This window comes from Lysinibacillus sp. NPDC097287, assembly GCF_044761695.1.
In the GTDB taxonomy this organism is placed as follows: Bacteria; Bacillota; Bacilli; order Bacillales_A; family Planococcaceae; genus Lysinibacillus.
In genome coordinates, this window is sequence record NZ_JBIWCX010000002.1 from 141,624 (window position 1) to 165,403 (window position 23,780).

At 37.3% G+C, this 23,780-nt stretch carries 28 protein-coding genes, 1 pseudogene, 1 riboswitch and 1 other annotated feature; of the genes and pseudogenes, 23 read left to right on the plus strand and 6 right to left on the minus strand.

Annotation, left to right across the window (positions count from 1 at the left end; all coding sequences use genetic code 11):
• Window position 1: 1 nt before the first annotated feature.
• From phoU to ACIQ2D_RS03780, 5 genes are all read left to right on the plus strand, one after another.
• On the plus strand, window positions 2–661 hold the full coding sequence (gene phoU, locus ACIQ2D_RS03760) for a phosphate signaling complex protein PhoU (RefSeq protein ID WP_402859619.1): 660 nt from the start codon (window positions 2–4) through the stop codon (window positions 659–661).
• 196 nt (window positions 662–857) lie between these two features.
• Window positions 858–1,730, plus strand: coding sequence for a hypothetical protein (locus tag ACIQ2D_RS03765; RefSeq protein WP_402859622.1), 873 nt, complete (start codon window positions 858–860; stop codon window positions 1,728–1,730).
• A gap of 71 nt (window positions 1,731–1,801) precedes the next feature.
• Entirely contained in the window at window positions 1,802–2,872 is a 1,071-nt protein-coding gene (locus ACIQ2D_RS03770) for a mechanosensitive ion channel family protein (protein ID WP_402859625.1), read from the plus strand.
• Between the two features lie 45 nt (window positions 2,873–2,917).
• Window positions 2,918–3,169 (plus strand) — a binding site (T-box leader).
• A 67-nt stretch (window positions 3,170–3,236) separates the two neighbouring features.
• Window positions 3,237–4,619 (plus strand): anthranilate synthase component I, encoded by a 1,383-nt coding sequence (trpE, locus tag ACIQ2D_RS03775; protein WP_402859628.1) that lies wholly within the window; start codon window positions 3,237–3,239, stop codon window positions 4,617–4,619.
• The gene (locus tag ACIQ2D_RS03780; protein WP_402859631.1) at window positions 4,619–5,197 is read left to right on the plus strand and encodes an anthranilate synthase component II; all 579 of its coding nucleotides are present in this window, start codon (window positions 4,619–4,621) and stop codon (window positions 5,195–5,197) included. The genes trpE and ACIQ2D_RS03780 overlap by 1 nt, the downstream gene beginning before the upstream one ends.
• Window positions 5,198–5,451: 254 nt before the next feature.
• On the opposite strand, the gene ACIQ2D_RS03785 is transcribed toward ACIQ2D_RS03780, so the two are convergent.
• Both ACIQ2D_RS03785 and ACIQ2D_RS03790 read right to left on the minus strand, forming a co-directional pair.
• Window positions 5,452–5,958: a hypothetical protein gene (locus ACIQ2D_RS03785; protein WP_402859634.1), complete on the minus strand. Its 507-nt coding sequence runs from the start codon at window positions 5,956–5,958 to the stop codon at window positions 5,452–5,454.
• A gap of 2 nt (window positions 5,959–5,960) precedes the next feature.
• On the minus strand, window positions 5,961–6,395 hold the full coding sequence (locus ACIQ2D_RS03790) for a hypothetical protein (RefSeq protein WP_402859637.1): 435 nt from the start codon (window positions 6,393–6,395) through the stop codon (window positions 5,961–5,963).
• Between the two features lie 159 nt (window positions 6,396–6,554).
• Between ACIQ2D_RS03790 and rpmG the strand changes: the two genes are divergently transcribed.
• From rpmG to ACIQ2D_RS03810, 4 genes are all read left to right on the plus strand, one after another.
• Window positions 6,555–6,704, plus strand: a complete 150-nt coding sequence (gene rpmG / locus ACIQ2D_RS03795; protein ID WP_053582877.1) for a 50S ribosomal protein L33 — start codon at window positions 6,555–6,557, stop codon at window positions 6,702–6,704.
• A 64-nt stretch (window positions 6,705–6,768) separates the two neighbouring features.
• A complete protein-coding gene (locus ACIQ2D_RS03800; RefSeq protein ID WP_402859640.1) occupies window positions 6,769–7,362 on the plus strand; it encodes a 5-formyltetrahydrofolate cyclo-ligase in 594 nt (197 codons plus the stop codon).
• Window positions 7,355–7,561, plus strand: coding sequence for a YqgQ family protein (locus ACIQ2D_RS03805; protein WP_402859643.1), 207 nt, complete (start codon window positions 7,355–7,357; stop codon window positions 7,559–7,561). Before ACIQ2D_RS03800 ends, ACIQ2D_RS03805 begins: the two co-directional genes overlap by 8 nt.
• A gap of 286 nt (window positions 7,562–7,847) precedes the next feature.
• Complete coding sequence (locus ACIQ2D_RS03810) at window positions 7,848–9,743, plus strand: LTA synthase family protein (protein WP_402859646.1); 1,896 nt, start codon at window positions 7,848–7,850, stop codon at window positions 9,741–9,743.
• 108 nt (window positions 9,744–9,851) lie between these two features.
• Here ACIQ2D_RS03810 and ACIQ2D_RS03815 read toward each other — a convergent pair whose 3' ends face one another.
• Window positions 9,852–10,031 carry a DUF2759 domain-containing protein gene (locus tag ACIQ2D_RS03815; protein ID WP_402859649.1) on the minus strand — a complete coding sequence of 60 codons (180 nt, stop codon included), beginning with the start codon at window positions 10,029–10,031 and terminating at the stop codon, window positions 9,852–9,854.
• 166 nt (window positions 10,032–10,197) lie between these two features.
• On the opposite strand from ACIQ2D_RS03815, the gene ACIQ2D_RS03820 reads away from it, so the two are divergent.
• Entirely contained in the window at window positions 10,198–10,842 is a 645-nt protein-coding gene (locus ACIQ2D_RS03820; protein WP_402859650.1) for an MBL fold metallo-hydrolase, read from the plus strand.
• A 252-nt stretch (window positions 10,843–11,094) separates the two neighbouring features.
• Here the strand turns inward: ACIQ2D_RS03820 and ACIQ2D_RS03825 are convergent, their stop codons facing one another.
• Both ACIQ2D_RS03825 and ACIQ2D_RS03830 read right to left on the minus strand, forming a co-directional pair.
• Window positions 11,095–11,337, minus strand: a complete 243-nt coding sequence (locus tag ACIQ2D_RS03825) for a DUF2626 family protein (RefSeq protein WP_024361272.1) — start codon at window positions 11,335–11,337, stop codon at window positions 11,095–11,097.
• Between the two features lie 118 nt (window positions 11,338–11,455).
• On the minus strand, window positions 11,456–12,166 hold the full coding sequence (locus ACIQ2D_RS03830) for a helix-turn-helix transcriptional regulator (protein ID WP_402859653.1): 711 nt from the start codon (window positions 12,164–12,166) through the stop codon (window positions 11,456–11,458).
• A gap of 313 nt (window positions 12,167–12,479) precedes the next feature.
• On the opposite strand from ACIQ2D_RS03830, the gene comGA reads away from it, so the two are divergent.
• The 11 genes from comGA (at window position 12,480) to gcvPB (ending at window position 21,185) form a co-directional block, all read left to right on the plus strand.
• Entirely contained in the window at window positions 12,480–13,493 is a 1,014-nt protein-coding gene (gene comGA, locus ACIQ2D_RS03835) for a competence type IV pilus ATPase ComGA (RefSeq protein ID WP_402859656.1), read from the plus strand.
• Window positions 13,471–14,544, plus strand: coding sequence for a competence type IV pilus assembly protein ComGB (gene comGB / locus ACIQ2D_RS03840; protein WP_402859659.1), 1,074 nt, complete (start codon window positions 13,471–13,473; stop codon window positions 14,542–14,544). Before comGA ends, comGB begins: the two co-directional genes overlap by 23 nt.
• A gap of 12 nt (window positions 14,545–14,556) precedes the next feature.
• On the plus strand, window positions 14,557–14,913 hold the full coding sequence (gene comGC, locus ACIQ2D_RS03845; RefSeq protein ID WP_402859662.1) for a competence type IV pilus major pilin ComGC: 357 nt from the start codon (window positions 14,557–14,559) through the stop codon (window positions 14,911–14,913).
• Window positions 14,910–15,350: a competence type IV pilus minor pilin ComGD gene (comGD, locus tag ACIQ2D_RS03850; RefSeq protein WP_402859665.1), complete on the plus strand. Its 441-nt coding sequence runs from the start codon at window positions 14,910–14,912 to the stop codon at window positions 15,348–15,350. Before comGC ends, comGD begins: the two co-directional genes overlap by 4 nt.
• A complete protein-coding gene (locus ACIQ2D_RS03855; protein ID WP_402859668.1) occupies window positions 15,347–15,661 on the plus strand; it encodes a hypothetical protein in 315 nt (104 codons plus the stop codon). Before comGD ends, ACIQ2D_RS03855 begins: the two co-directional genes overlap by 4 nt.
• Complete coding sequence (comGF, locus tag ACIQ2D_RS03860; RefSeq protein WP_402859670.1) at window positions 15,658–16,086, plus strand: competence type IV pilus minor pilin ComGF; 429 nt, start codon at window positions 15,658–15,660, stop codon at window positions 16,084–16,086. The genes ACIQ2D_RS03855 and comGF overlap by 4 nt, the downstream gene beginning before the upstream one ends.
• On the plus strand, window positions 16,064–16,264 hold the full coding sequence (locus ACIQ2D_RS03865) for a hypothetical protein (RefSeq protein ID WP_402859673.1): 201 nt from the start codon (window positions 16,064–16,066) through the stop codon (window positions 16,262–16,264). The genes comGF and ACIQ2D_RS03865 overlap by 23 nt, the downstream gene beginning before the upstream one ends.
• A 19-nt stretch (window positions 16,265–16,283) precedes the next feature.
• The gene (locus ACIQ2D_RS03870; RefSeq protein WP_402859676.1) at window positions 16,284–16,799 is read left to right on the plus strand and encodes a shikimate kinase; all 516 of its coding nucleotides are present in this window, start codon (window positions 16,284–16,286) and stop codon (window positions 16,797–16,799) included.
• Window positions 16,800–16,949: 150 nt separating this feature from the next.
• A riboswitch (glycine riboswitch) is annotated at window positions 16,950–17,042 on the plus strand.
• A gap of 211 nt (window positions 17,043–17,253) precedes the next feature.
• Window positions 17,254–18,357, plus strand: a complete 1,104-nt coding sequence (gcvT, locus tag ACIQ2D_RS03875; RefSeq protein WP_402859679.1) for a glycine cleavage system aminomethyltransferase GcvT — start codon at window positions 17,254–17,256, stop codon at window positions 18,355–18,357.
• Window positions 18,358–18,382: 25 nt separating this feature from the next.
• Window positions 18,383–19,729 (plus strand): aminomethyl-transferring glycine dehydrogenase subunit GcvPA, encoded by a 1,347-nt coding sequence (gcvPA, locus tag ACIQ2D_RS03880; protein ID WP_402859682.1) that lies wholly within the window; start codon window positions 18,383–18,385, stop codon window positions 19,727–19,729.
• Complete coding sequence (gene gcvPB / locus ACIQ2D_RS03885; protein WP_402859685.1) at window positions 19,722–21,185, plus strand: aminomethyl-transferring glycine dehydrogenase subunit GcvPB; 1,464 nt, start codon at window positions 19,722–19,724, stop codon at window positions 21,183–21,185. Before gcvPA ends, gcvPB begins: the two co-directional genes overlap by 8 nt.
• A 49-nt stretch (window positions 21,186–21,234) precedes the next feature.
• On the opposite strand, the pseudogene ACIQ2D_RS03890 reads toward gcvPB, so the two are convergent.
• A pseudogene (locus ACIQ2D_RS03890) lies at window positions 21,235–21,851 on the minus strand (IS3 family transposase); the annotation flags it as partial.
• Window positions 21,852–22,408: 557 nt separating this feature from the next.
• Between ACIQ2D_RS03890 and ACIQ2D_RS03895 the strand changes: the two are divergent.
• Window positions 22,409–22,870: a serine protease gene (locus ACIQ2D_RS03895; RefSeq protein ID WP_402859688.1), complete on the plus strand. Its 462-nt coding sequence runs from the start codon at window positions 22,409–22,411 to the stop codon at window positions 22,868–22,870.
• A gap of 133 nt (window positions 22,871–23,003) precedes the next feature.
• Window positions 23,004–23,690, plus strand: coding sequence for a hypothetical protein (locus ACIQ2D_RS03900; protein WP_402859691.1), 687 nt, complete (start codon window positions 23,004–23,006; stop codon window positions 23,688–23,690).
• Window positions 23,691–23,780 lie beyond the last annotated feature (90 nt).

A 23,780-nucleotide genomic window follows, 5' to 3' on the forward strand; every position in this document is an offset into this window, starting at 1 on the left:
GATGATTGTACGCGAACGTTTTGAACAAGAAATGCAAGAGGTGCAAAAGCAATTTGTAGAGATTGCAACTAGTAGTATCCAAGCGTTGAAAACTGCATTTAATGCACTAGTTGAACAAGATTTAGAGAAGTCTTTAAAAGTATTAGAAGATGATTTAATCATTAATCGTCTAGAAGAAGAGATTAATGATCGTATAATTCTAATTATTGCGAAACAACAACCGGTAGCGACGGATTTACGCCGTCTTATGGTACTTGTAAAGGCGGCATCGGATATGGAAAGAGTCGGCGATTATGCCGTGAATATTGCGAAAGAGACGATTCGGATTGGCAAAGACCCACTTGTTTTCCCGATGAACAATTTGCAAACGATGTGCAATAAAACAGTGGAAATGTTAGAGAATATCATTACAGCATTTACAGAAGAAGATACAGTAAGGGCAAAGGAAATTGCTGAGCTAGACGATTATGTCGATGATTTGTATGGCGCAACCGTGACCTTATTAATTCGAGCTGGCGCTGAAAATCCCGCGCATATTCATCAAATTACACATTTGACGTTTATTTGTCGTTATTTAGAGCGCTCGGCTGATCATGCCACAAATATCGCTGAACATTTATTTTACTTAATCAAAGGCAAACATTATGAATTGAATAATTAATGGAAAAGAGAAGGGCGAAATAGAAGCCGTTCTCTTTTTTATTGTCAGGATGAAGTGAAAATAGTTTTATTTGATGCAACGTAACATGTTAACATTTCGTTTCTTACTGTAGTATGTATTTATTGTTGTCAAAAGCTAAAAACGGATATACTATAGAAACTACTCAAACGCAGTGTGTATTGGAGGTGCTTTTTTTGTGGAGCATATTGTAGAAAAATACGTAGAAAAATCAGACCTGACTTTAACAGCAGAGCATCGTGAACTACTGCTCTTTTTATATAAGAACTTACATGTGAACGAGTTAAGTGAAGAAGAACAATATTTTTTCATTGATTATTTTTTCAATAGCGAATCATTGCGAAATATGGCGGCATCTGCAATTACATTATTTGAAATTATTTATGAACTAGAAGAAAATATACCAGCCATTGAACTAGAAGAACGCCTATCGAATGGAGAAGAGCAACGACACTATTATGAGCGTAAATGGCACGATGTGAAACTCCACGAAATTAAGCATCAAACAAAGAAAGAGGGCAATGTTTTTTTTGTCCCATTCGCCAAATATAAAAAAGAGCCAGGGCCGATAATTATTTGCTTAGAGAAGACTGATGGAATGGCGGTATATTCCGAAAGTTGCAAAAGTATGATCTTGCCATTATTCGTCAAGGCACATCGTGAGCACCGAGATTTATATATTGTACCGTATAATAATCACTTTCACGTCCATTACCGCTTTGAAAAAGGGCATTTAAATTTACAGGATTTTAAGGGATTTATTGAATGTGCTGGGGAAGGCGATGCGGCTATCATACCTGTATTACAGTTTGCTAAAGGTCTTCTGCAAGAAAATCAGCAGTGCACGGATGCTAATATCATAATTTTTACAGAAGGTATGCCGACAGATGGACAACGTTTAGAAGAGCCATGTGTGAAAACGTTAATCCAAGAAATAATGGAGAAACATCATGCAGAGATTTCAGTCATTGCCATGTGTGAAAATAGTTTTAATGAGGATTATTTTTGGTTTGCCAATAAAGTATTCTTTGCAGATGATACAATTCTATAGAGAATTCTAACTCCTCCCGATTATGGAAGGGGTAAATTTTTTGACGAAGATACAAAATAAAGGAGAATGAAATGGATTTATCGAATTTGAGTTGGTTAATACCAGATATAACAATGCCATCCTGGATGGAAATCCTCGTTGTACTCGTGGTTTGTGTAATAGGCTGGTTGGTTCAGCATTATATATTAGAAAAAATAATAACAAAGTGTGTAGCGTTTTTAAAGAAGCGCTCACAGCCATTTTATGCTACGGTGCTTGCTCATTTTAGTAAAGCAATTCGCTATGCGTTTATGTCAGCAGTCATAGTGTATAGCTTTGCGCAATTATTCGAAAGGTCTTTTTTAAAGCCTGAGTCGACGAAGAGCTTTGTAATGTCGTTAATCGTGTTTTTTGCTTTTAAAGGTGTGTATGATGTGTTGCATTATTATACAAGGCAGCCGGTGTCTCTGAATATTGAGGATGAGCAAAATGTACTTATGCCATTTTTCTTACGCATAGGGAAAGTGCTTATTATGTTTTTAGCGATGTTTTCAATAGCTTCTCTTTGGGGGTTTAACTTAAATGGCTTCTTAACAGGGATTGGCTTGACGGGTGTGGCGATCGCATTTGGTATTCGTGATACATTGGCACATGTCTTTGGTGGTATGTCAGTTGCACTGGATAAGCCGTTTCAAATTGGCGATTGGGTAGCAACAGAAGATCAAAAAATCGAAGGGACGATTGAAGATATCAACCTTCGCAGTACACTTATTCAAACAGGCGACAAAGGGCTTGTCTACGTGCCTAACTCTTACTTAGTCAATCGTCCGCTGTATAATTTGAGTAAACGCGAAAAACGTAAATGTGAACAGTTTCTCTATGTATCAGCTGACAATGAGGAAGCAAATTTGCGTAATGCATTAAGTGCCATTCATCAACAAATTTATTTGCATGCACAAACGGAAAAAGACTTGATTCATGTCTTTATTGATGAATTCCATCCAACTTCTTATCGTGTCCTTATTCGATTTTTTGTGGCGACGAATGATACAGCGGACACACTTGGCGTGAAGCAGGATATTTTATTTGCGATTCGCCAAATTTTCGAAGAGCAGCAAATTATACTTGATGAGCAACTAGAAGAAAATTGGCTGCGCAAATAAAAATAATTTGAATTGTGAGACTCTTTCTTTTACAATAGATAGTAGTAATCAGCATGGATGAAGAGTAGTAACTATTTGATTTTGTTATAGAGAACTAGCGGTTGGTGGAAGCTAGTACAAAGCAAGTAGTGAATGGACTTCGGAGCTCTAGCCCTGAACCGAACAATAATTACCTTGGCGTTTGACGTCGGTGCGTGATTTAAAGTAGGGGTTAGCGTAAGCCCACGTTACAGGGTATAGTTGAGTGGGTCTTTTGTAGACCAATGAAGGTGGCACCACGGCTTTTCCGTCCTTTTATATGATGGAAAGGCCTTTTTATATGCAATTTAGGGTGTAGCAGAGCAGAGCGAAGGAGAGAATGAGTATGACAGTTGAGCTTAGAAAGTTTGCCATGAAGGCATTGCAAGGGGATATGATGACGCCGATTTCGGTCTATCAATCACTTGTAGGAAAACATAAAATGCTATTTGAATCATCCGCGAAGCATGAGGAAAGTGGGCGTTATTCATTTATCGCTGTCAATCCGATTGCAGAATTAGTAGGAGACAAAGATGGCTATACATTCACCAAGAATGAAGATATTGAGAAATCGAGCGGTGATGTACTGGCGAAGTTAAAGCAAGTAATGCCATTTCATGAGGCAGATTATCCATTTGGTTTTTTCGGCGGAGCAATTGGCCTATTTGGCTACGAGACAGCGTTTTACGCAGAAAAAATTGGTGAATACTTGCAGGATGATTTAGAGATGCCAGATGTTCACGTATTTTTCTACGATACGTTTATCGTCTTCGATCATTTAAAGCAGGAAATAACGTTAGCTGCAATTGATTTATTTAGTGAGGGACGTTCACTTGAAGATATGGATACAGCAATTGCTGATATGGAAACACAACTACATGCAGGTACATCGTTTGGTGTGATGGATTTAGGAGAATTAGATTTTCATCCAATGATTCCAAAGGAAGAATTTGTAGCCATGGTGGAACGTGCGAAAGCGCATATTGTGAAAGGTGATATTTTTCAAATTGTCCTATCACAACGGTTCACTTCACCTTTTTCGGGTAATCCATTTGCCTTATATCGTCAGCTAAGAACGTCGAATCCATCACCATATATGTTTTATATGGATTACGGGGCGTATACGATTTTAGGGACGTCGCCGGAAAGTTTAGTGAAAGTAAAAGACCGCAAAGTGACGACGAATCCGATAGCTGGTACGAAGCCACGCGGGAAGACACCAGAGCTAGATACAGCCATAGCGGAAGGCTTATTAAATGATGACAAAGAAATTGCAGAGCATCGTATGCTTGTAGATCTTGGGCGTAATGATATTGGTCGTATTTCAAAAATCGGTACGGTGAAACTCGTAAAATATATGAATATAGAGCGTTATAAGCACGTGATGCATATTGTGTCGGAGGTTATCGGTGATTTGCGTGATGACGTGCATGTGTTAGATGTACTTAGTGCGTGTTTACCAGCTGGTACAGTATCTGGCGCACCAAAAATTCGCGCGATGCAGCTTATTAATGAAATGGAACCTGTGAAACGTGGTGTGTATGCGGGTGCGGTTGGTTATATTTCTTCTACAGGGGATATGGATTTAGCACTTGCCATTCGTACGATGATCGTCAAAGATGGCCATGCTCACGTACAGGCTGGAGCAGGTGTTGTGTATGATTCTGTGCCGATATCTGAATACGAGGAAACATTAAATAAAGCCCGCGCGCTATTGGAGGTAAAATAATGATTCTATTAATTGATAACTATGATTCATTCACATATAACCTATACCAGCAAGTAAGCATGCTTGGTAAGGACGTAAAAGTTGTGCGTAATGATGAACTGACAATTGCAGAGGTAGAGGCATTACAGCCAGAGGCGATTATTTTATCACCAGGCCCGGGAACGCCCGATGAAGCGGGTATTACAGTAGATGTTGTGAAAGAGTTACACACTAAGTTCCCCATTTTAGGGATTTGTCTTGGCCATCAATCGATTGGTCAAGCATTTGGTGGCAACATCGTACAGGCAAAAAATATTATGCATGGTAAACTATCGACATTACAGTATGAACGTACAGGTTTGTTTGCTTATTTAGATAATGAAGTTGAAGTAATGCGCTATCATTCGCTCATTATTGAGCCTAGTACATTACATGAGGATTTTATCGTGACAGCTACTTCGAGTGATGATGGTGAAATAATGGCTATCCAACATAAACACTATCCAGTATTTGGCCTGCAATTTCATCCTGAATCAATCGGTACAAAAGAGGGTAGTCAAATGGTGTTAGCGTTCATAGAACAATTTCAAACTATTTAAAAGAACGCCCCTAACTATTAAAGGTTAGGGGCGTTCTCATATTATTTTTGGCTTTTCAATAAAATCTGTACTTAACGGCACATGCCACTACAGGCGGACGCTTTCCAGGGGGCGAGCCTTGAGCCGCTTCGTCGCTTCGCTCCTGCAGGGTCTCAAATAGCTCACTGATCCCCTAGGAGTCGCCGCCTCCCGTTCCATGCGCTTACATATATTGGAGTTTATTTTAAGGGAAGTGCATGTTTTGGTAATGACCCTTATTTTTTTCCTGTAATGAGTTTTGCAATTTCTTCTATCGACATGGAGGAATTTACTTCGTAGGCTCCTATTTGTAGGCTACGTGAGTATTTCGCGTTGGCAAGTAAGAGTTCCATCTCGACGCTATTTGGGATGATGCCGCCGTCTTCAAGTTTTTGTGCTACGACATAAGGTGTGACGCCACTATAAATTTGTAACGTCATTGTTTTAGTATCTGCCGATTCAGCAGAGTCTTTTGTTTGTTCTTTAACTTCAGCCTTATTGTCAGTTAACCCTTTATCTTCTGATGCAGACTTGGCTGTCGACTTTTCTGGTAGTTGTTCTTTTAAAGAAGTAATTTCTTTATTTGCAGCATCAAGCTTTTGCTGTAACTCCGTAATTTCTTTATTTGAAGAGGGATCAACCGATGATAAACCAATGTTGATATCGAATCGGTCTGCCAGTGCCAGCAAGGCTCCTACTAAGAAAATTGCGATGCCAAATGCACGAATAGATGAGTTAGTCATCGTTAACGACCTCCGTTAGCAATGACTTCTCGAACTTGCTCTTCCGATAAGTTAGAACGTAAGCTAATATCAGAAATCGATAAACCCTGTTTATTTAGCTCAAGTACTTGGCTGACGATAATTTGGTGAATGGGCTTGGCACTTTGTGTCGTTTTCACTGGCTTAATGGGCGATTGACTAGCAGCTTGTTGAACAGCTTGCATCACTTGTTGAACTTTTGGGTTTTGAACCTTTGGTGATTTCACTTGGAATTCTGGCTCTAGTAACAGCTCTTCTTCAACTATCTTTAGACGGCGTTTTAAATTATTTGTTTCTTGGAAGATCGAGATGGATAACTCTTCAACATCTTGCTCAATTTTTTTCGTTGTACTTTTCATAAAGAATGAAAAGAGTATAAGAATGATACCCAAGATCATAAGTATGATGGATAAATCCATTTTATTCACCTCATTAGAATATGTAATTACCAGTAATTTTAACACATGCAAACTTAATATGAAATGTAGGTAGCTTTTTTTTAGATTTATGTTATAATGGTTAAGTCGTATAAATCATGCTCAATTTTTTATTCTTGATATAGAGTGGGAGGGTTAATGATGCGCGTAAACATTACTTTAGCTTGCACAGATTGCGGCGAACGTAACTACATTTCTAAAAAGAACAAGCGTAACAATCCAGAGCGTCTTGAACTTAAAAAATATTGCTCTCGTGAGAAGAAATACACTACTCACCGTGAAACAAAGTAATCGCTCATTTAGCCAAAACCACGTGTGGTTTTGGCTTTTTACTTTCTAAATGGAGGCACGCCGTATGCAAAAAACAAATCTTCGTAACGAGGTGCGAGAGTCACTCGCTAACATGACAGCTACAATATACCGTGACCAGTCTTTTGCAGTGGCAAAAAAAGTGTTGCAAGAAACTTCTATTAAAGAAGCGAAAATCATAGGACTAACGATTTCCAACAAACCAGAAGTAGATACTATTCATTTAATCGAAGCATTATGGCAGCTTGGAAAAACAGTTGTAGTACCAAAGTGTGATCCTAAGACACGCCAAATGGAGTTTTATGCAATTGACTCTTTTGCACAGTTAGAAACGGTCTATATGCATTTACGTGAGCCAATTATAAAAAGTTGTGAATTGGTTGACGCAAGTGAGATAGATGTGATGCTCGTACCAGGAGTTGTTTTTGACAAACGAGGTTACCGAATAGGATATGGCGGTGGATATTATGATCGCTATATATTAAAATATGGTGGTAAGCTTCTATCGCTTATTTTCGATGAGCAATTACGCGAGGAAGTGCCTACAGAAGCGCATGATTGTCCGGTGGACGTCCTACTCACACCGACAAAGCGTATCGACTGCTTGGCGCAAAGAGGGGAGTATTTAATAAATGGATAAAATGATGGATATATATGATTTATTGAAAACATATGGAACATATATATATACGCTGGATCGTTTTGGTGATTTAGCTTTAATGGAAGATGAAATTCGTGAATTATATAAAGCGAATGTGCTAGATATAAAAGACTATCAAATGGCACTATTGTTACTTAGACAAGAAGCGACAAGATTGCAAGTAGAGCAAAACAAATAAATTGTCATTTCTCTATAAACTAAGGGTGCATGTATTAAAAGCGTGTAATTTGATTATTATGAAAACAGTGGTTTCCCACTGTTTTTATATTTTGATGAAACTTTTCTTAGAAAGAAACGTATATATTATAGATAATGCACAAAACAAGCATATTAGAAGATAATGAAACATAAAATTTACCTGTTGCGTATTTTTGAAAAATGAATTAAGATATATTTTGTTTCTACTAAGTAGTTTGTTGTTAGTGCAAAAATTAACTCTAAAGAAATAGGAGAGGATGTTAGGAATGAAGTCAATTAAGTGGCCTAAACATTCATTTATGATACTAGCAATTGTAGCAACTTGGATAAAAACGGTCATTGTATACCACACAAGTTTTGATATGAAATTAGAGAATGCTATGCAGCATTTTATTTTGTTTATAAACCCTCTAAGCTTCTTATTATTTGCGTATGGTCTATCGTTATTCTTTAAATCACCGAAAGCAAGAAATAGATATATAATTTCTATTAGTGTGCTTTTGACAATCGTCTTATATGGTAATGTTGGATTCTATCGTTTCTATGATGACTTTATTACGTTACCTGTATTATTCCAAACAAGTAACTTTGGTGATCTAGGATCATCAGCAGCATCTATCATTACGCCATGGGATATTTTGTTCTTTGCAGATGTGATTATTTTAATCATTGCTAATAAATATTTACCAATAATGAAAGAAGCTATAAAAGTGAATGTGGCGTTTCGTCGTGCTTTCTTCGTATTAGCAGTAGCTGTTACGTTTTTAAACTTAGGTTTAGCTGAAACAGAGCGCCCACAATTATTAACACGTAGTTTCGATCGTGAATTACTTGTAAAAAACATTGGTACGTATAACTACCATTTGTATGATATTTATATTCAATCAAAATCTTCTGCACAACGCGCATTAGCAGATGGCAGTGAATTAGTAGAAGTAAATAACTATGTTCGTTCAAACCAAGCGGCTGTGAACGCAGAGATGTTTGGTAAGTATGAAGGTCGCAACGTAATTGCTGTGTCTTTAGAGTCATTACAAAACTTTGTTATTAACAATCAGATGGACGGACATGAGATTACACCGTTCTTAAACTCATTGACGAAAGACCCAGATACGTATTACTTCAGTAATTTCTATCACCAAACTGGTCTTGGGAAAACATCTGATTCAGAGTTTATTGTAGAAAACTCATTATTCGGTCTTGGTCGAGGAGCTGTATTCTTCACACATGGTGGGAACACATACAATTCAATGGCTGAACGACTTGGTGAAAATGGTTACTATACAAATGTCATGCACCCGAACAATAAATCGTTCTGGAACCGTGACATGATGTATCAATCCTTAAAAATTGATAAATATTATGATGTTGATTCTTATAAAATTGAAGAAGGGCAAGCTGTAAACTGGGGTATGAAAGATATTCCGTTCTTTGAGCAATCAGCAGCACACATGGCGAAAATGCCACAGCCTTTCTACTCGCGTCTAATTTCTCTAACGAACCACTATCCATTTACATTGGATGAAGAGGACATTATGATTCCTGAATATACTTCAAATTCAGGTACATTGAATCGTTACTTCCAAACAGTTCGTTACATGGATGAAGCTGTGAAGAGCTTCTTCCAAGATTTAAAAGATCAAGGTCTATATGAAAATTCAATTATCGTGATGTACGGTGACCACTATGGTATTTCTGAAAACCATAATAAAGCTATGGCGCAGTACTTAGGGAAAGAAGAACTTACACCTTACGATAATGCAATGTTACAAGAAGTACCTTTATTCATCCATATTCCTGGTTCTGGTGAGGGACAAGAAATGACTGAAGTATCTGGTCAAGTGGATATTCGTCCAACAATTTTACACTTACTAGGTATTGAAACATCAAAAGACATGCAGTTAGGTGCAGACTTATTCTCTCCTGAGCATGAAGATTTCGTGATCTTCCGTGACGGTCGTTTTGTGACTGACAAATATGTGTATGCTGGTGAAGCTTGCTATGATAAAGCAACTGGTGAACAAATCGATGGCGAGTCTTGTAAGGCATATGTAGACCGTGCAATGATGGAATTAGGATACTCTGACGCCATCATAAATGGAGACTTACTTCGTTTCTATGATGAAAAGACGGGTAACTTAAAGCAAGATGCAGTGAAATAATAACAAAAGGGGTATCTCAAACATATGAGATACCCCTTTATTAATATAATTTGGGCATAGAAAAAAGAGCAGTCTCAGTTATGAGATTGCTCTTTTTCTGTCTGAATCTTAGTGTAATGTTGGTGGGTATCCGCTATGGATAACTGTCATGATTGTGAACCAACCAAATATAGCAGCACTTAATAAGTTGAAAACAACGCTTAAAAGGTTCTTTTCTTTAATTGCTTGGAATGTACCAACGACAGCTAAGATCGCTACTAGACCAAAAATAACCATTAATAAGTTCATTAAAAAGACACTCCTTTCGACATCAGAAAATGAATGTCGTAAACAATATTCCTACTTTATTGTAAACGTTCTCCAACTGTTTGTCGAGGACAAAAATGGATGAAACTATGAACTTTTATCGTCAAATTGTGGCAATGAATGTATAATAGGTAATTGAGGTGATTAGATGATGAATGTACGAAGCTATTCACTTGGTCCAGTTCAAACGAATTGTTATATCGTATCGAATAAAGAAAAAGAATGTTTGATTTTTGATCCAGGTGAAGAAGCAGGACGCATTATTAAGGCGGTAAGAACTAATGGACTGAAACCGCTAGCAATTTTTTTAACACACGCACATTTCGACCATATTGGTGCGGTTGATGCTGTGAAAGAGGCGTTTGACGTTCCGGTATGGATTCACGAAAAAGAAGTAAGTTGGCTAGGAGATCCGTCGAAGAATGGATCTAGTAAATACGCAGCTCTGCCAGATTATGTTGTTGCAAAACCTGCCGAAGAAAATGTCATTAAAGCTGAGCAAGTTTTTGAAATCAGTAATTTTGTTTTTAAGGCGATTTTCACGCCAGGGCACTCACCAGGCAGTATTTCATATATTTTTGAAGCAGATGGCTTTGCAATTGTCGGAGATACACTATTTGAGCAGGGAGTTGGGCGTACAGACTTACTTGGTGGCTCGACGAAAGTATTACTAGCATCGATTCATGATAAGTTGTTAACGTTGCCTGAGGATACAATTGTTTACCCGGGTCACGGTAATTACACAACAATTGGCGTCGAAATGGAAACAAATCCATTTTTAAATGGGTTTTAAAGTTATCATATAGAATTTTTGTATGTGAATGCGAAAGTGAATCGACATAGACTATCAGGATACGGTTATATGTAAGATTCTATATTTCATTGTATTTCAAAAACTTAAATTAGATAAAAATCCTATCCTTGTCTATTAGGGGTTATCGATTAAGCTGATTCTTTAAAATTACTTATATAAACTAGTTTCTGATGCCTGAAACAAGCATAGAAAAAGCGCGTCTCAAATACTTATGAGACGCGCTTTTTTGTATTAATGACCTCCGCCAGGTACGTGAATGAATGTTGTATAGTACGTGAAGCCTGCGAAGAATACTGTTAAATACGCTCCGAAAATGTACATGTACATACGTTCTGAAAGGTTTAAGAAGCCTAATAATAAGAATAAACCTGTATTACCTACGAATAATAGCGATACCTCGTTCATACCACCAAGGTAGAACATAACTGCAAATATACCTGTCCAGAAAGCCATAACTTTATACATATTATCCATGAAGATTTCCCCTCCTTCTGCCCACGACACAATAATCTCATACTCATTATAAATGATATGAAAGGTATCTGTAAACTGGAACTTCTGCTTCTTTGTGACAAACAAATGGATTTTCGAATTAACTTTCGTTTTCTGTCACGTTAATTTCATATTTACATAAATCACAATTATGTACCATACTCGAAATTTGCACAAATTCATTGTTCGAGAACAGTGCGTCTAATTGTCCTTTTAAGTAGGATTCATGCAACGTACAAACAATTTCAGAATATGTGTTTAACTGCGCTTGGAAGGGACAGTTGAAAATCGAGAAAATCATTTTCTTGCCCTGCCCAGTTTGCTGTACTTGCGGAATATACCCAATTAAAGCGGCATTTTCAGTTAACAGTTGAAGCTTTTGTTCAAAGCTAATTGAACTATTTAACTTTAATTCTGCAGACAAATAACCTTTCATTTGTTGGTAGCCATCTTGATAACTAATACCTTGGCATTTTACGATGGCAGTTGGTCCTAATTCTTGAATAAGCTGGATTGTCCATTTTAACAAGCGATCGTCATCACGTCTTGGGAAGCTAAGAGAAACACCTTTTTCGGCAGCTTTATAAACACGACCAGGTCTCCCACCTTTACCTGTTTTCGCAAAATCAGAAGAAATAATATTGATCTCAGATAATTTTGTTAAATGTAAACGTGCAACATTTGGATGAATACCGAATTCATCTGCAATATTTTGAACTGTTACTGTTTTTTTTTCTTTAAGAATGTATTCATAGATAGAGTAACGAGTTTCATCAGCTAATGTACTCGTGATTTTTAATGGATGGATCATACGCTTCACCTCAAGTTCTTTTTTGAAAACATACAGATGGAAAAAAATATTGATAATGCTATTATATTGTATTATTGAATAAGTTACAGTTGATTTCAATGAAAATATTAGTCTTTTTCTGAGAAACCCTTAATTTTCGACAATATTTTTATCGGATATCCACATTATAGCTCTAAAATACATTTTTGATAGGTAAATACTCTAGTAAATTTTTATTTTCTGAAAAGGTCTTTCCTCATTCCAAATTCCTCACTATACTATGGATAACGAATAGGGCGGTCATATTCGAACGAAACAGAATAGAGGTGCATTGATGCAAAACTTTGAATCGGTTGTCGAGCAGAAATGCGAGCAACTACTATTAAAGGCCTATCATTTCGGTGCTTCTGATTTATTGTTAGTTCCTGAAGATGGGATGTATTTAATCTATTTTCGAAAATACGACAAGTTACTACAAGCAGGTGAACTCCCCTATGATTTAGCAGAAAGGGTCATTTCGTATTATAAATTTTTATCTGCATTAGATATTAGTGAGCGTCGAAAACCGCAAAGTGGCTCTTTCCAAAAAATACTTGAACAAGAGCGTTTTGCTTTCCGAGTCTCAACACTTCCCTCCGCATATTTAAAAGAAAGCTTAATCATTAGGCTTCTTCTACAAAACCATGCATACCCAATTACTTCCCTAAGTTATTCAAAACAATCAGCAGAAAAACTATTAGAGCTTGTTGAGCGAAAACAAGGCATTTTTCTATTTAGTGGTGCTACTGGCTCTGGTAAGACAACCTCTTTATATTCCCTTATCCATCATTGTTCTACAAATTTACAACGACATGTTATTTCTTTAGAAGATCCGGTTGAAAATACACAAGCAAATGTGCTTCAAATACAAGTTAATGAGCGAGCGGGTGTTACATATTCCGCAGGTTTGAAAGCGATATTACGGCATTCGCCAGATGTCATAATGATTGGTGAAATTCGGGATAAGGAAACAGCAAAAATTGCGATTGAAGCCTCCTTAACCGGTCATATGGTGTTATCAACGATACATGCAAAAGATTCAGTCAATGCTCTGTACCGGTTGCTAGATTTAGGTGTGTCGATTGAAGAACTTAGACAAACTGTAGTTGGAATTGTCGGTCAAGTCTTAATCCAAATCAACAAAGATGAACGCCTTGCACTTTATGAAATACTAAGTGATGTTTACCTAAATGATGCGATTTCGACGATTAGGCGTAAAGAACCTTATGAATTACCTAAAAAGTTAACAATCTCAGGACAAAAAGAGCAAATAGAGGTACAGTCAGATGAATTTAAACTCGTTTACTGACAAATTAAAAAACTATTATATAAATAGCACAAAACGAAAAGTAAAAGAAGAAGCTGAGTTTTTCAGTCGTCTGAGTACGCTCATGCAAGAAGGTTATCTATTTGCTGATTCAATTTCAATTTTATTACCGCATCATGTGGAAGCATATGAAGATGTACATCGATTAGTCGATGACAAGCTTCGACAAGGGGCTGGAGTGACAGGTGTACTTGAAACACTCCAGTTATCGAGTCCTTATTTAGTGGCAATTACGATTGCTGAAAAGAACGGTCTTATGATTGAAGCGCTTCAAGGCGTAGCAAAGCAAATGGCTCAAGCAGAAGCAACTAAAAAGAAATTGCAAAAATTACTTGTCTACCCGGTCGCGCTTCTCATTTTTTTACTATTGCTCTTTTTGTTATTTAGGACATTTTTTTTGCCAAATATTGAAGAGATGGTGACCAGTCGTGGCACTGGAAGTGACGAATCAAGTTTAGCGCTATCAAATGTACTATTACATGTTCCTGACGCGCTTGTCATAACGGGAATCGCGACGACCTGTATGATCATTTTCTTTAAGTATTTTGTCAAAAGGCGAAATATCGCAAAGCAATTAGCTATTTTCTTAAAAATACCTCTACTGCGTAGGTATATAAAATTATCAATGACTAAAGAGTTTGCTAGACACTTAGGGAGCTTATTGCAAAGTGGGTTTTCATTACAAGCAAGTTTGCAAATATTAGAGGAACAACAATTACAGCCGTTTGTACAGTATTTTTCAACTCATATAAAGGAAAGGGTTATTTATGGAGACACTTTAGCGCAAGCAACAACATGGATGTCGATTTGGCAAAAGGATTTTTCAACCTTTGTTGAACATGGCGAGAGAAGTGGCTATTTAGGCAAAGAGCTAATGTTGTACAGTGAACTACTAGAAGAAAAACAAGAGCAATTTCTGCAAAAAATGGTTGCACTTGTACAACCGACGTTTTTTATCATTATTGCGTTATGTATTGTAGCGGCGTATTTAAGTTTGCTATTACCAATCTATAACATGATTGATTTAGTATAGGGGAGCGAGGAAATGGAGCGATTAAACCAGGAAAAGGGTTTCACATTGATAGAAATGTTAATTGTATTACTTATTATTTCAATGCTTATTTTAATAACTGTCCCTAATATTTCTAAGCACTTTGCAACGATTGATAAAAAAGGCTGTGATGCTTACATTTCAATGGTGCAAGGTCAAGTAGAAGCTTACCGTATAGATTTAATGACTTACCCAACATTACAAGATTTAGTGGATAAAGGGTATTTAAAAGAGAATGAAACGACATGTCCAAACAAAGAAGAAATTGAGATTACAACCGAAGGAGAAGTGAAATTACTGAACCCACCAGATCCGGCATCTACGGCAGGGACAGGTGATAGTGACGGATGAAACGAATAAAAAACGAGCAAGGTTTTACACTCATTGAAATGTTACTTGTGCTGTTTATTGTTATGTGCTTAACGGGTATTGTGACAAAGATCTCAATGAGTGTCGCTGAAGCAAAGGAAATTGAAAGATTCTTTACCCAACTTCAATTAGATATTCAATTTATACAGATGTATACTATGCAGCAACGAGCGTATGTATCGATAAAATTTGAAGAACCAACCAAACGTTATATCATAAAAAAAGATTTGCATACGATAGATTATGAAAGACCTTTCCCTAAAGACGTAGAATTTTTGTCTGGGTCAAGTACGTTTGTCACTGTTGTGTATAATGCAAATGGAAATGTATATAGGGCCGGAACGCTTTACTTTGAAACGCCTGTAGGTATTAAAAAAGTTGTTATTACTTTAGGGGTAGGACGGGTGCGGATAGAATGAATGAAAATGGCTATTCTCTTGTCGAAACGATTTTAGCTGTTGTGATTATCATGTTGCTTTGCGGGACACTAATTCCTATTAGCTATTCAATGAAAACAAAACTATATCATAAAAAGCTCGAAGTATTTGCTGCTGAAACAGCTTATGAAGGTTTGAAAATTAGTCATCATCAAGGTATAAACGAAGGTGCAAAAATAATTGAGGGGGTTCCATTCCATTGGGTTTTCGATGGACAACAAATTTGTGTATCTTTCCAAAATTCGAAAGAAAATCGTACCAAGTGTATTAACGCTATTGGGAAAGTGCTATGAATGAAAGAGGATATACGCTGTTAGAGGCACTGTTTCAATTAGTTGTTTTTGTGATATTTTCGCATATTTTTATACTCATAATGCTGTGGTTTACAGAAATGAAGTCAACGGTACTTGCTAACGAACATACGAAATGGGAACTTTTCGTATACGATATGAATATGTATTTTGTTGATGTTACATCATTTGAAGTCGATGAAACAAATTCGAAAATTACTTTTCAAACAACTGATGGTTTATATTCAATGGAGCGTTATCACAATATTATTAGAAAACAAGTAAGCAATTTTGGGCATGAACCATTGCTAATCGGAATTAAAACCTGCAAATTTTTCTATGAAAATGAAGAACTTAGGATTGTTGTCGAATTTCCGAATGGCATTTCAAAGGAGCGGACCTATTATGTTCCGATTAAGGAAAAATGAGAAAGGGGCTATTTTTCCACTCGCAATTGCTTTATTATTTTTTGTAACTACTTTTGTCCTGACGTATTGTATGTCATATGAGATGCAGTTTCGAACATATGATGCGCTCGAAACTGTCAATGTTCGTGCTACAGTAAATTTATTAGGACAAATTGTGTCTGACAGTGTAGAATCGTAGTTATAAGAAGGTGATTCGAATGCGAAAAATATATTTAGTTGGTTTTATGGGATGTGGAAAAAGTGCTCTTGGGAGGCGCTTGAGCTACTTGTTGAAGCTCCCCTACTATGATATGGATCATGAAATTGTAAGACAACAAGGGATGACGATTCCGGAAATTTTCGAAAAATACGGAGAAACGCGTTTTCGAGAGATTGAGACGGAGTTTTTAGAAAACTTTCGAGACGAAGCATGTATTATTTCCACTGGTGGTGGAGTAGCAGTCAATGAAAAGAATCGGAAAATTATGAGACGTAGTGGACTTGTATTCTTTTTAGATGCGTCATTCAATGATATTTATAAACGTATTCAGCATGATCCAAATCGACCAATTGTACAAAGTTCGACAAAAGAAGAATTAGAAGAACTGTATCATTACAGAAGAAAGTTTTATCGTGAAGCTGGACATATACAAGTACTGACAGAAGGTAGAACAATTCGTCAAATTCTAGAGTATTTAGTATTCCAAGTGAAAAGGTTGAAAGGCGAACAATAACACCTTTGTGCAGATGTAATGTTCGTTTATTAAGTTGGTTTAAAAAAAGATTGCCTTTTCATTATGTTCAATGTTAGGATATAGACTAATAAGGACGTTTCACTTTGAGTACATTGAATACTAAATAGTACCAAGATAATTCTTGGGCGGATGATTGTGCGGGGAGAGCGCGTGTAGACGCCACCGAAGGAGCAAGTAGCAAAGGGCTATGAATCTCTCAGGTAAAAGGACTCGTACAAGACGCAACTCTGGAGAGTGCTGTATTACAACAGCCACCAAAGGGGAAAGCCTGCTTATTGGCATATGGGTCAACATATGCGAGTGAGTGCGGTGTAACTTTCAGGTGCAAGGACAGAGAATCCTCAAAAGGGGTTCGTCTGTCTTTTTTTATGTCTAAAAACAGGCGAACTGCTAAAAGTTGAAATGAAATCCAAAAAATTAGGGGGAAATAATAATGACGAATGAATTAAAACGTACACCTCTATTCGATGAATACGCAAAATATGGTGGTAAGATGGTTGATTTCGGTGGTTGGGAATTACCTGTTCAATTCTCTTCGATAAAAGAAGAACACGATGCGGTTCGTAATCGTGCAGGTTTATTTGATGTATCACATATGGGAGAAATTTTCGTAACTGGCCCTGAAGCACTTGAATTTCTACAAAATTTACTATCAAATGACATTTCAAAAATTGCTATAGGTCAAGCGCAATACAATGCGATGTGCTACGAAGATGGTGGCGTTGTGGACGATTTATTAACATATAAATTAGCCGACAATCACTATCTACTATGTGTCAATGCATCAAACATTGAGAAGGATTACGATTGGATGATGGAAAATCAACATCAATTTGACGTAACAATTGATAACCAATCTGATGCGTATGCACAAATTGCATTGCAAGGTCCTCTTGCAGAAGAAGTACTCCAATCTTTAACATCAACTGATTTAAGTGCTATTAAATATTTCCGCTTCCAAGAAGATGTTGAAATTGCTGGTCACAAAGCATTAGTATCTCGCAGTGGTTATACAGGTGAGGATGGCTTTGAGCTTTACGGTACGCCTTCTGATATTAAAGCACTTTGGGGAAAAATTTTAGAAGCAGGTAAAGACAAAGGCGTTGTCGCAGCGGGTCTTGGTTGCCGTGATACACTTCGCTTTGAAGCTGGTCTGCCACTTTATGGTCAAGAGTTATCAGCAACGATTTCACCTCTAGAAGCAGGTATCGGTTTTGCAGTGAAATTAAATAAAGAAGATTTCTTAGGGCACGATGCACTTGTAGCACAAAAAGAAAATGGTCTTCCACGTAAGCTTGTCGGTATTGAAATGATCGACAAAGGTATTCCGCGTCATGGCTATAAAGTGTTGAAAGATGGTCAGGTGATTGGCGAAGTGACAACTGGTACACAGTTACCTTCGACAAAGCGTAACGTTGGTCATGCTTTAATCGACAGCCAATTCGCAACTATCGGAACGGAACTAGAAATTGAGATTCGTGGGAAGCACCTAAAAGTAGTAACAGTAGCAACACCGTTTTACAAGCGTTCAAAATAAAATTTGAAAAGAGGGACCTACACTTATGAAACATCGTTATTTACCAATGACGGAGCAAGATCAAAAAGAAATGTTAGACGTAGTTGGTGTATCGTCAGTTGATGAGTTATTTGAAGATATTCCAGAAAAAGTACGTTTCCAAGGCCTTTACAATATTAAAGAAGCAAAGTCAGAATCAGCTCTTTTAAAAGAACTATCAGCACTCGCTGCGAAAAATAAAGATACGAATGCTAACGTATCATTCCTTGGTGCAGGGGTTTACAACCACTATAAACCAATTATCGTTGACCATGTTATTTCTCGTTCAGAGTTTTACACAGCATATACACCATACCAACCGGAAATCTCTCAAGGGGAATTACAAGCTATTTTTGAGTTCCAAACAATGATTGCGGAACTTACGGGCATGGATCTTGCAAACTCATCTATGTACGATGGTGGTACAGCTTTAGCAGAAGCAGGTATGCTAGCTGCTGGTCATACACGTCGCAAGAAAATTCTTGTATCAGAAACAGTTCACCCAGAGTACCGTGATGTTGTCGCTACATACGCTTACGGTCAATCGATTGAAATCGTAACTATTCCACATAAAGATGGTGTAACAGACGTTGAAGCGCTAAAAGGCTTAATCGATGATAATACTGCAGCTGTAATTGCACAATATCCAAACTTCTTTGGTCAAGTTGAAGACTTACAAGTGATTGGTGATATCGCACACGAAGCAAAAAGCTTATTCGTAGTATCTTCAAATCCTCTTGCATTAGGAATTTTAACACCTCCTGGAAAATTAGGTGCTGATATTTGTGTTGGGGATGCGCAGGTCTTCGGTATCGCTGAAGCATTCGGTGGTCCACACTGTGGTTTCTTCGCAGTAACAACGAAATTAATGCGTAAAGTACCTGGTCGTCTTGTTGGGGAAACTGTAGATGGAGAAGGTCGTCGTGGCTACGTACTAACATTACAAGCGCGTGAACAACATATCCGTCGTGATAAAGCGACTTCGAATATTTGTTCAAACCAAGCTCTTCTAGCACTAGCAGCTTCAGTTGCTATGACGGCTCTTGGTAAGCAAGGTGTTCGTGAAATGGCAACACAAAATATTGCGAAAACACGCTATGCAAAGAATGCTTTTGAAGCAGCTGGTTTCACAGTAGCATTCCAAGGCGCACACTTTAACGAAATCGTTGTAAAAACGGATAAATGTGTGAAGGAAATTAATAAAGGTTTAATCGACAAAGGCATTATTGGTGGTTATCCATTAGGCCAAACTTACGAATCACTGAAAAATCACGTGTTAATCGCGGTAACTGAATTACGCACGAAGGAAGAAATTGATGCACTTGTTGCAGAAATGGGGGCTCTCAATGCATAACGAAAATCAAACACTCATTTTTGAAATTACAAAAGAAGGTCGCGTAGGCTACAACCTAGAAGCACTTGATGTACCAGAGGTTGATCTTGCTGAATTACTTCCTACTAATCTAATTCGCGAAGAAGCGGCTGAACTACCTGAAGTATCTGAATTAGATATTATGCGTCACTATACAGCACTTTCTCGTCGTAACCACGGTGTAGACTCAGGCTTCTATCCACTAGGTTCTTGTACGATGAAATACAATCCAAAAATTAATGAGTCAGTTGCTCGTTTTTCTGGTTTTGCCAATGTTCACCCATTACAAGATGAATCAACAACACAAGGTGCAATGGAACTTCTTTATGACCTACAAACTTCTTTAGTAGAAATTACTGGGATGGATGAAGTGACATTACAACCAGCAGCAGGTGCTCATGGTGAATGGACTGCATTAATGATGATCCGTGCCTTCCACGAGGCAAATGGCGAAGGTCATCGTAACAAAGTAATAGTACCTGATTCAGCGCACGGTACAAACCCAGCTTCTGCAACAGTAGCAGGCTTTGAAACAATCACAGTAAAATCTGATGAAAATGGTCTTGTAGACTTAGAAGATTTACGTCGTGTTGTAGGTGAAGACACAGCTGCGCTTATGCTAACAAATCCAAATACACTTGGTTTATTTGAAGAAAACATTCTTGAAATGGCTGAAATGATCCATGCTGTTGGTGGTAAAGTTTACTATGATGGCGCAAACTTAAATGCCGTTATGAGTAAAGCACGTCCTGGCGACATGGGCTTTGACTGCGTTCACTTAAACTTACACAAAACATTTACAGGTCCACACGGTGGCGGTGGCCCAGGTTCAGGTCCAGTTGGGGTGAAGGCTGACTTAATTCCATTCTTACCAAAACCAGTTCTTGTGAAAACAGAAGAGGGTACTTTCCACTTCGATTATGACCGTCCACAATCGATTGGTCGCGTAAAACCTTACTACGGTAACTTTGGTATTAACGTGCGTGCGTACACATACATCCGTTCAATGGGTCCAGACGGCTTAAAAGCAGTAACAGAATACGCTGTACTAAACGCAAACTATATGATGCGTCGCCTAGAGCCATTCTTCGACCTACCATATAACCGTCATTGTAAGCACGAATTCGTGTTATCAGGTCGTCGCCAAAAGAAGCTAGGCGTACGTACATTAGATATCGCCAAACGCCTGTTAGACTTTGGCTACCATCCACCAACAACGTACTTCCCATTAAACGTGGAAGAAGCGTTAATGATTGAGCCAACTGAAACAGAATCAAAAGAAACATTAGATGCCTTCTGCGACATCATGATCCAAATCGCAAAAGAAACAGAAGAAAACCCATCGATCGTACAGGAAGCACCACATACAACAGTCGTAACTCGTTTAGACGAAACACGTGCTGCTCGTACTCCTGTGCTTCGTTATCAAAAAGCATAATCAACAAAAAAACTGAAGTGTCCCCTAAAAGTTAGACACGGTTATTTCATTAGGCAACTTGTATAAAATGAGTTCGGTATTGCACCGGACTCATTTTTAATTTTGCCTTCATCCGTTTCGTATTGTAGTATTCGATATATTTTTCTAGTTCTTTTTTAAATGCTCTACACTATCAAAATCCTTCAAGTAGAGGAATTCAGACTTCATAATTCCAAAGAGATTCTCCATCACAGAGTTGTCGTAACAGTTTCCTTTACGAGACATACTCTGCGCAATTCCTCTTGATCGAAGTCTTTTACGATACTTCCCCATTTGATAGTGCCAGCCCTAGTCTGAATGCATGAGTAGCTGGTGCTCCTCTGGTAAGTATTCTAAAGCTTTTTCTAACATATCTGAAACAAGTGAATAGGTCGGCCTTGAACCAATTTTATACGTAATAATTTCACCATTAAATAAATCTAAAACAGGCGATAAATAAAGCTTCTCTCCGAATAATTTAAATTCTGTAATATCCGTTACCCATTTCTCATTTGGCGCTTCCGCTGTATAGTTGCGGTCTAAAATATTTGGCGCAATTTTACCAACTGAACCTTTATACGATTTATATTTTTTCATACTCACTAGGCACTTTAAACCGAGCTCTTTCAAAATGCGTTGAACCTTCTTTTTAGTAAAATAATACTTATTAATCATAATTAGAGAAAATCGATACTATATTATCATTTTAAACTTAGGTTTAATGGATTATCGAATGTCTTATGACCTAATGGAACTTGCTTTGAGGTCCATTTTTTATTAATAAACAATCATTACAATTATATTATCCTCTAAAAAATCAAAAAAGTTTAATTGTATTACCTTTATACATTTTGTATAAAAATAAATTGTAAATATTGACAATTAAATGGATTGTTGTATAGTTACTTTGTGATACAAAATGTTTTCAATTTAGTAAGATATTTTCTAAAGATTCTATGGTGATTATTGATTTGTAGAAAGTATGTAGTTTTATTACATACTAGATTCAATGAAATAAAAGATTTTTGTAGTTTTTTGTCCTAACTTACCGTTTTATTACTAATTAGTTTTAAAGTGGTTTAATGGGTACTGCATTCAGTTATTTATTTTGCTACTTACAAATGATTATGCTTATATAAATTTCTTTATCAAGGAGACTTGAAGATGAACTATTTTATTTTATCTTATCTTAGGATGAGCTGGAGGTGATTGATCGCCAAATTCCAGTATTAGATAAGCGTGAAAATGACTATAACGATTTTATAGAAAAGTCAATCCCGCTACTATCTGATTCGTTTAAACAATTAGTTGGAAAATATGAGCCGCGCTTACCGTTTAAATCGGTTGTGCTAATGGATTTACTCAAATTAAATAAAGTCCTATATTGGCTCACTATTCCACCAAAAGTAGGCTGCTTTTCAGTTCAAACAGAATTTCATCTGGACGGTACGCTGAAAAACCTTGTAATTAATGAAGCATTAGCTGCTCCTTATACGATTTTTAAAATTGACGTTATAAAAGAGGTTTATGTCATTGTTAATAGTGAGCTCGCAGAAAGTATAATGCGTCGTGCATTTCGAGGTATTCGATTGTTGAAAGTTCAGACTGAAGGAAAATGGTGGAAGTCTTTTGCTGGTAGATATAGTAAAAAAGGCTCGTCGCCATAACTTGGAGTTGATTTTCGTTCCGATTGGGCGCTTTAGGGGGCGTCCGATAAGCTGCTCCACTCCAATCAATAATCAAATGTCATCCCCGACTTTTGGTGATGAGCCTAAAAAAATCAAAGGGAGAGAAATAAATATGAAGAAAAGATGGATCTCGGTAATGTTCGCAGCGTTAGTACTTGCAGGCTGTGGATCAGAGAAAGAGGTAGAGGGTGAGAAAGAAGAGAACAAAGCTGGACAGGAATTAAACCAAAAACAATCGACTTTAAAAGAAAATGAGCAAGAGCTTCAACAAGATCTACAAAAAATTGACCTTAACCAGTCCTCTGTGAATATTGACGGTGAGGATATTCCAGTCATTGACCAAAGTGTATTGGAGGGGAAAATTACTTTAAGAATGCCAAAGTTATTTTCAATCATGTCACCTGAATTAGCAGCTATCAAGTACCCTTCAGAACAAAGACCGACTGTTATCTATACAGATGAATCGACAACCGTCAATCTAGCTTTCAACTTGACAACCACTGCTCTATTAGATAAAGGAGTTGCAGATTTTCAAGAAGCCATGATCGATGCTCTTGAGCAGGCCCAACCATCAGCAGAGTGGCTGGACACGGATGTAATCGAAATAAATGATAAAAAGATTGGTCTTCTCGAGGTGATTACACCCGCTGCGGATGGCAATATTTTTAATTTAATGTTCATTGCTTCTATCGATGGACAAGCCCTGATGGGTACGTTCAATTGTATGGAGAAAGATTTAGAAACTTGGCATCCAGTAGCGAGGGACATGATAGAAACACTTCAATTTGCTGCTAATTGAGAGTTATATCAAAGCTTCTCCTCAATTGTATTGTTGATATAGAGTTAATTGAACAATGTATAGTCTAAAGTAGTATCTTTTAAAAAGGAT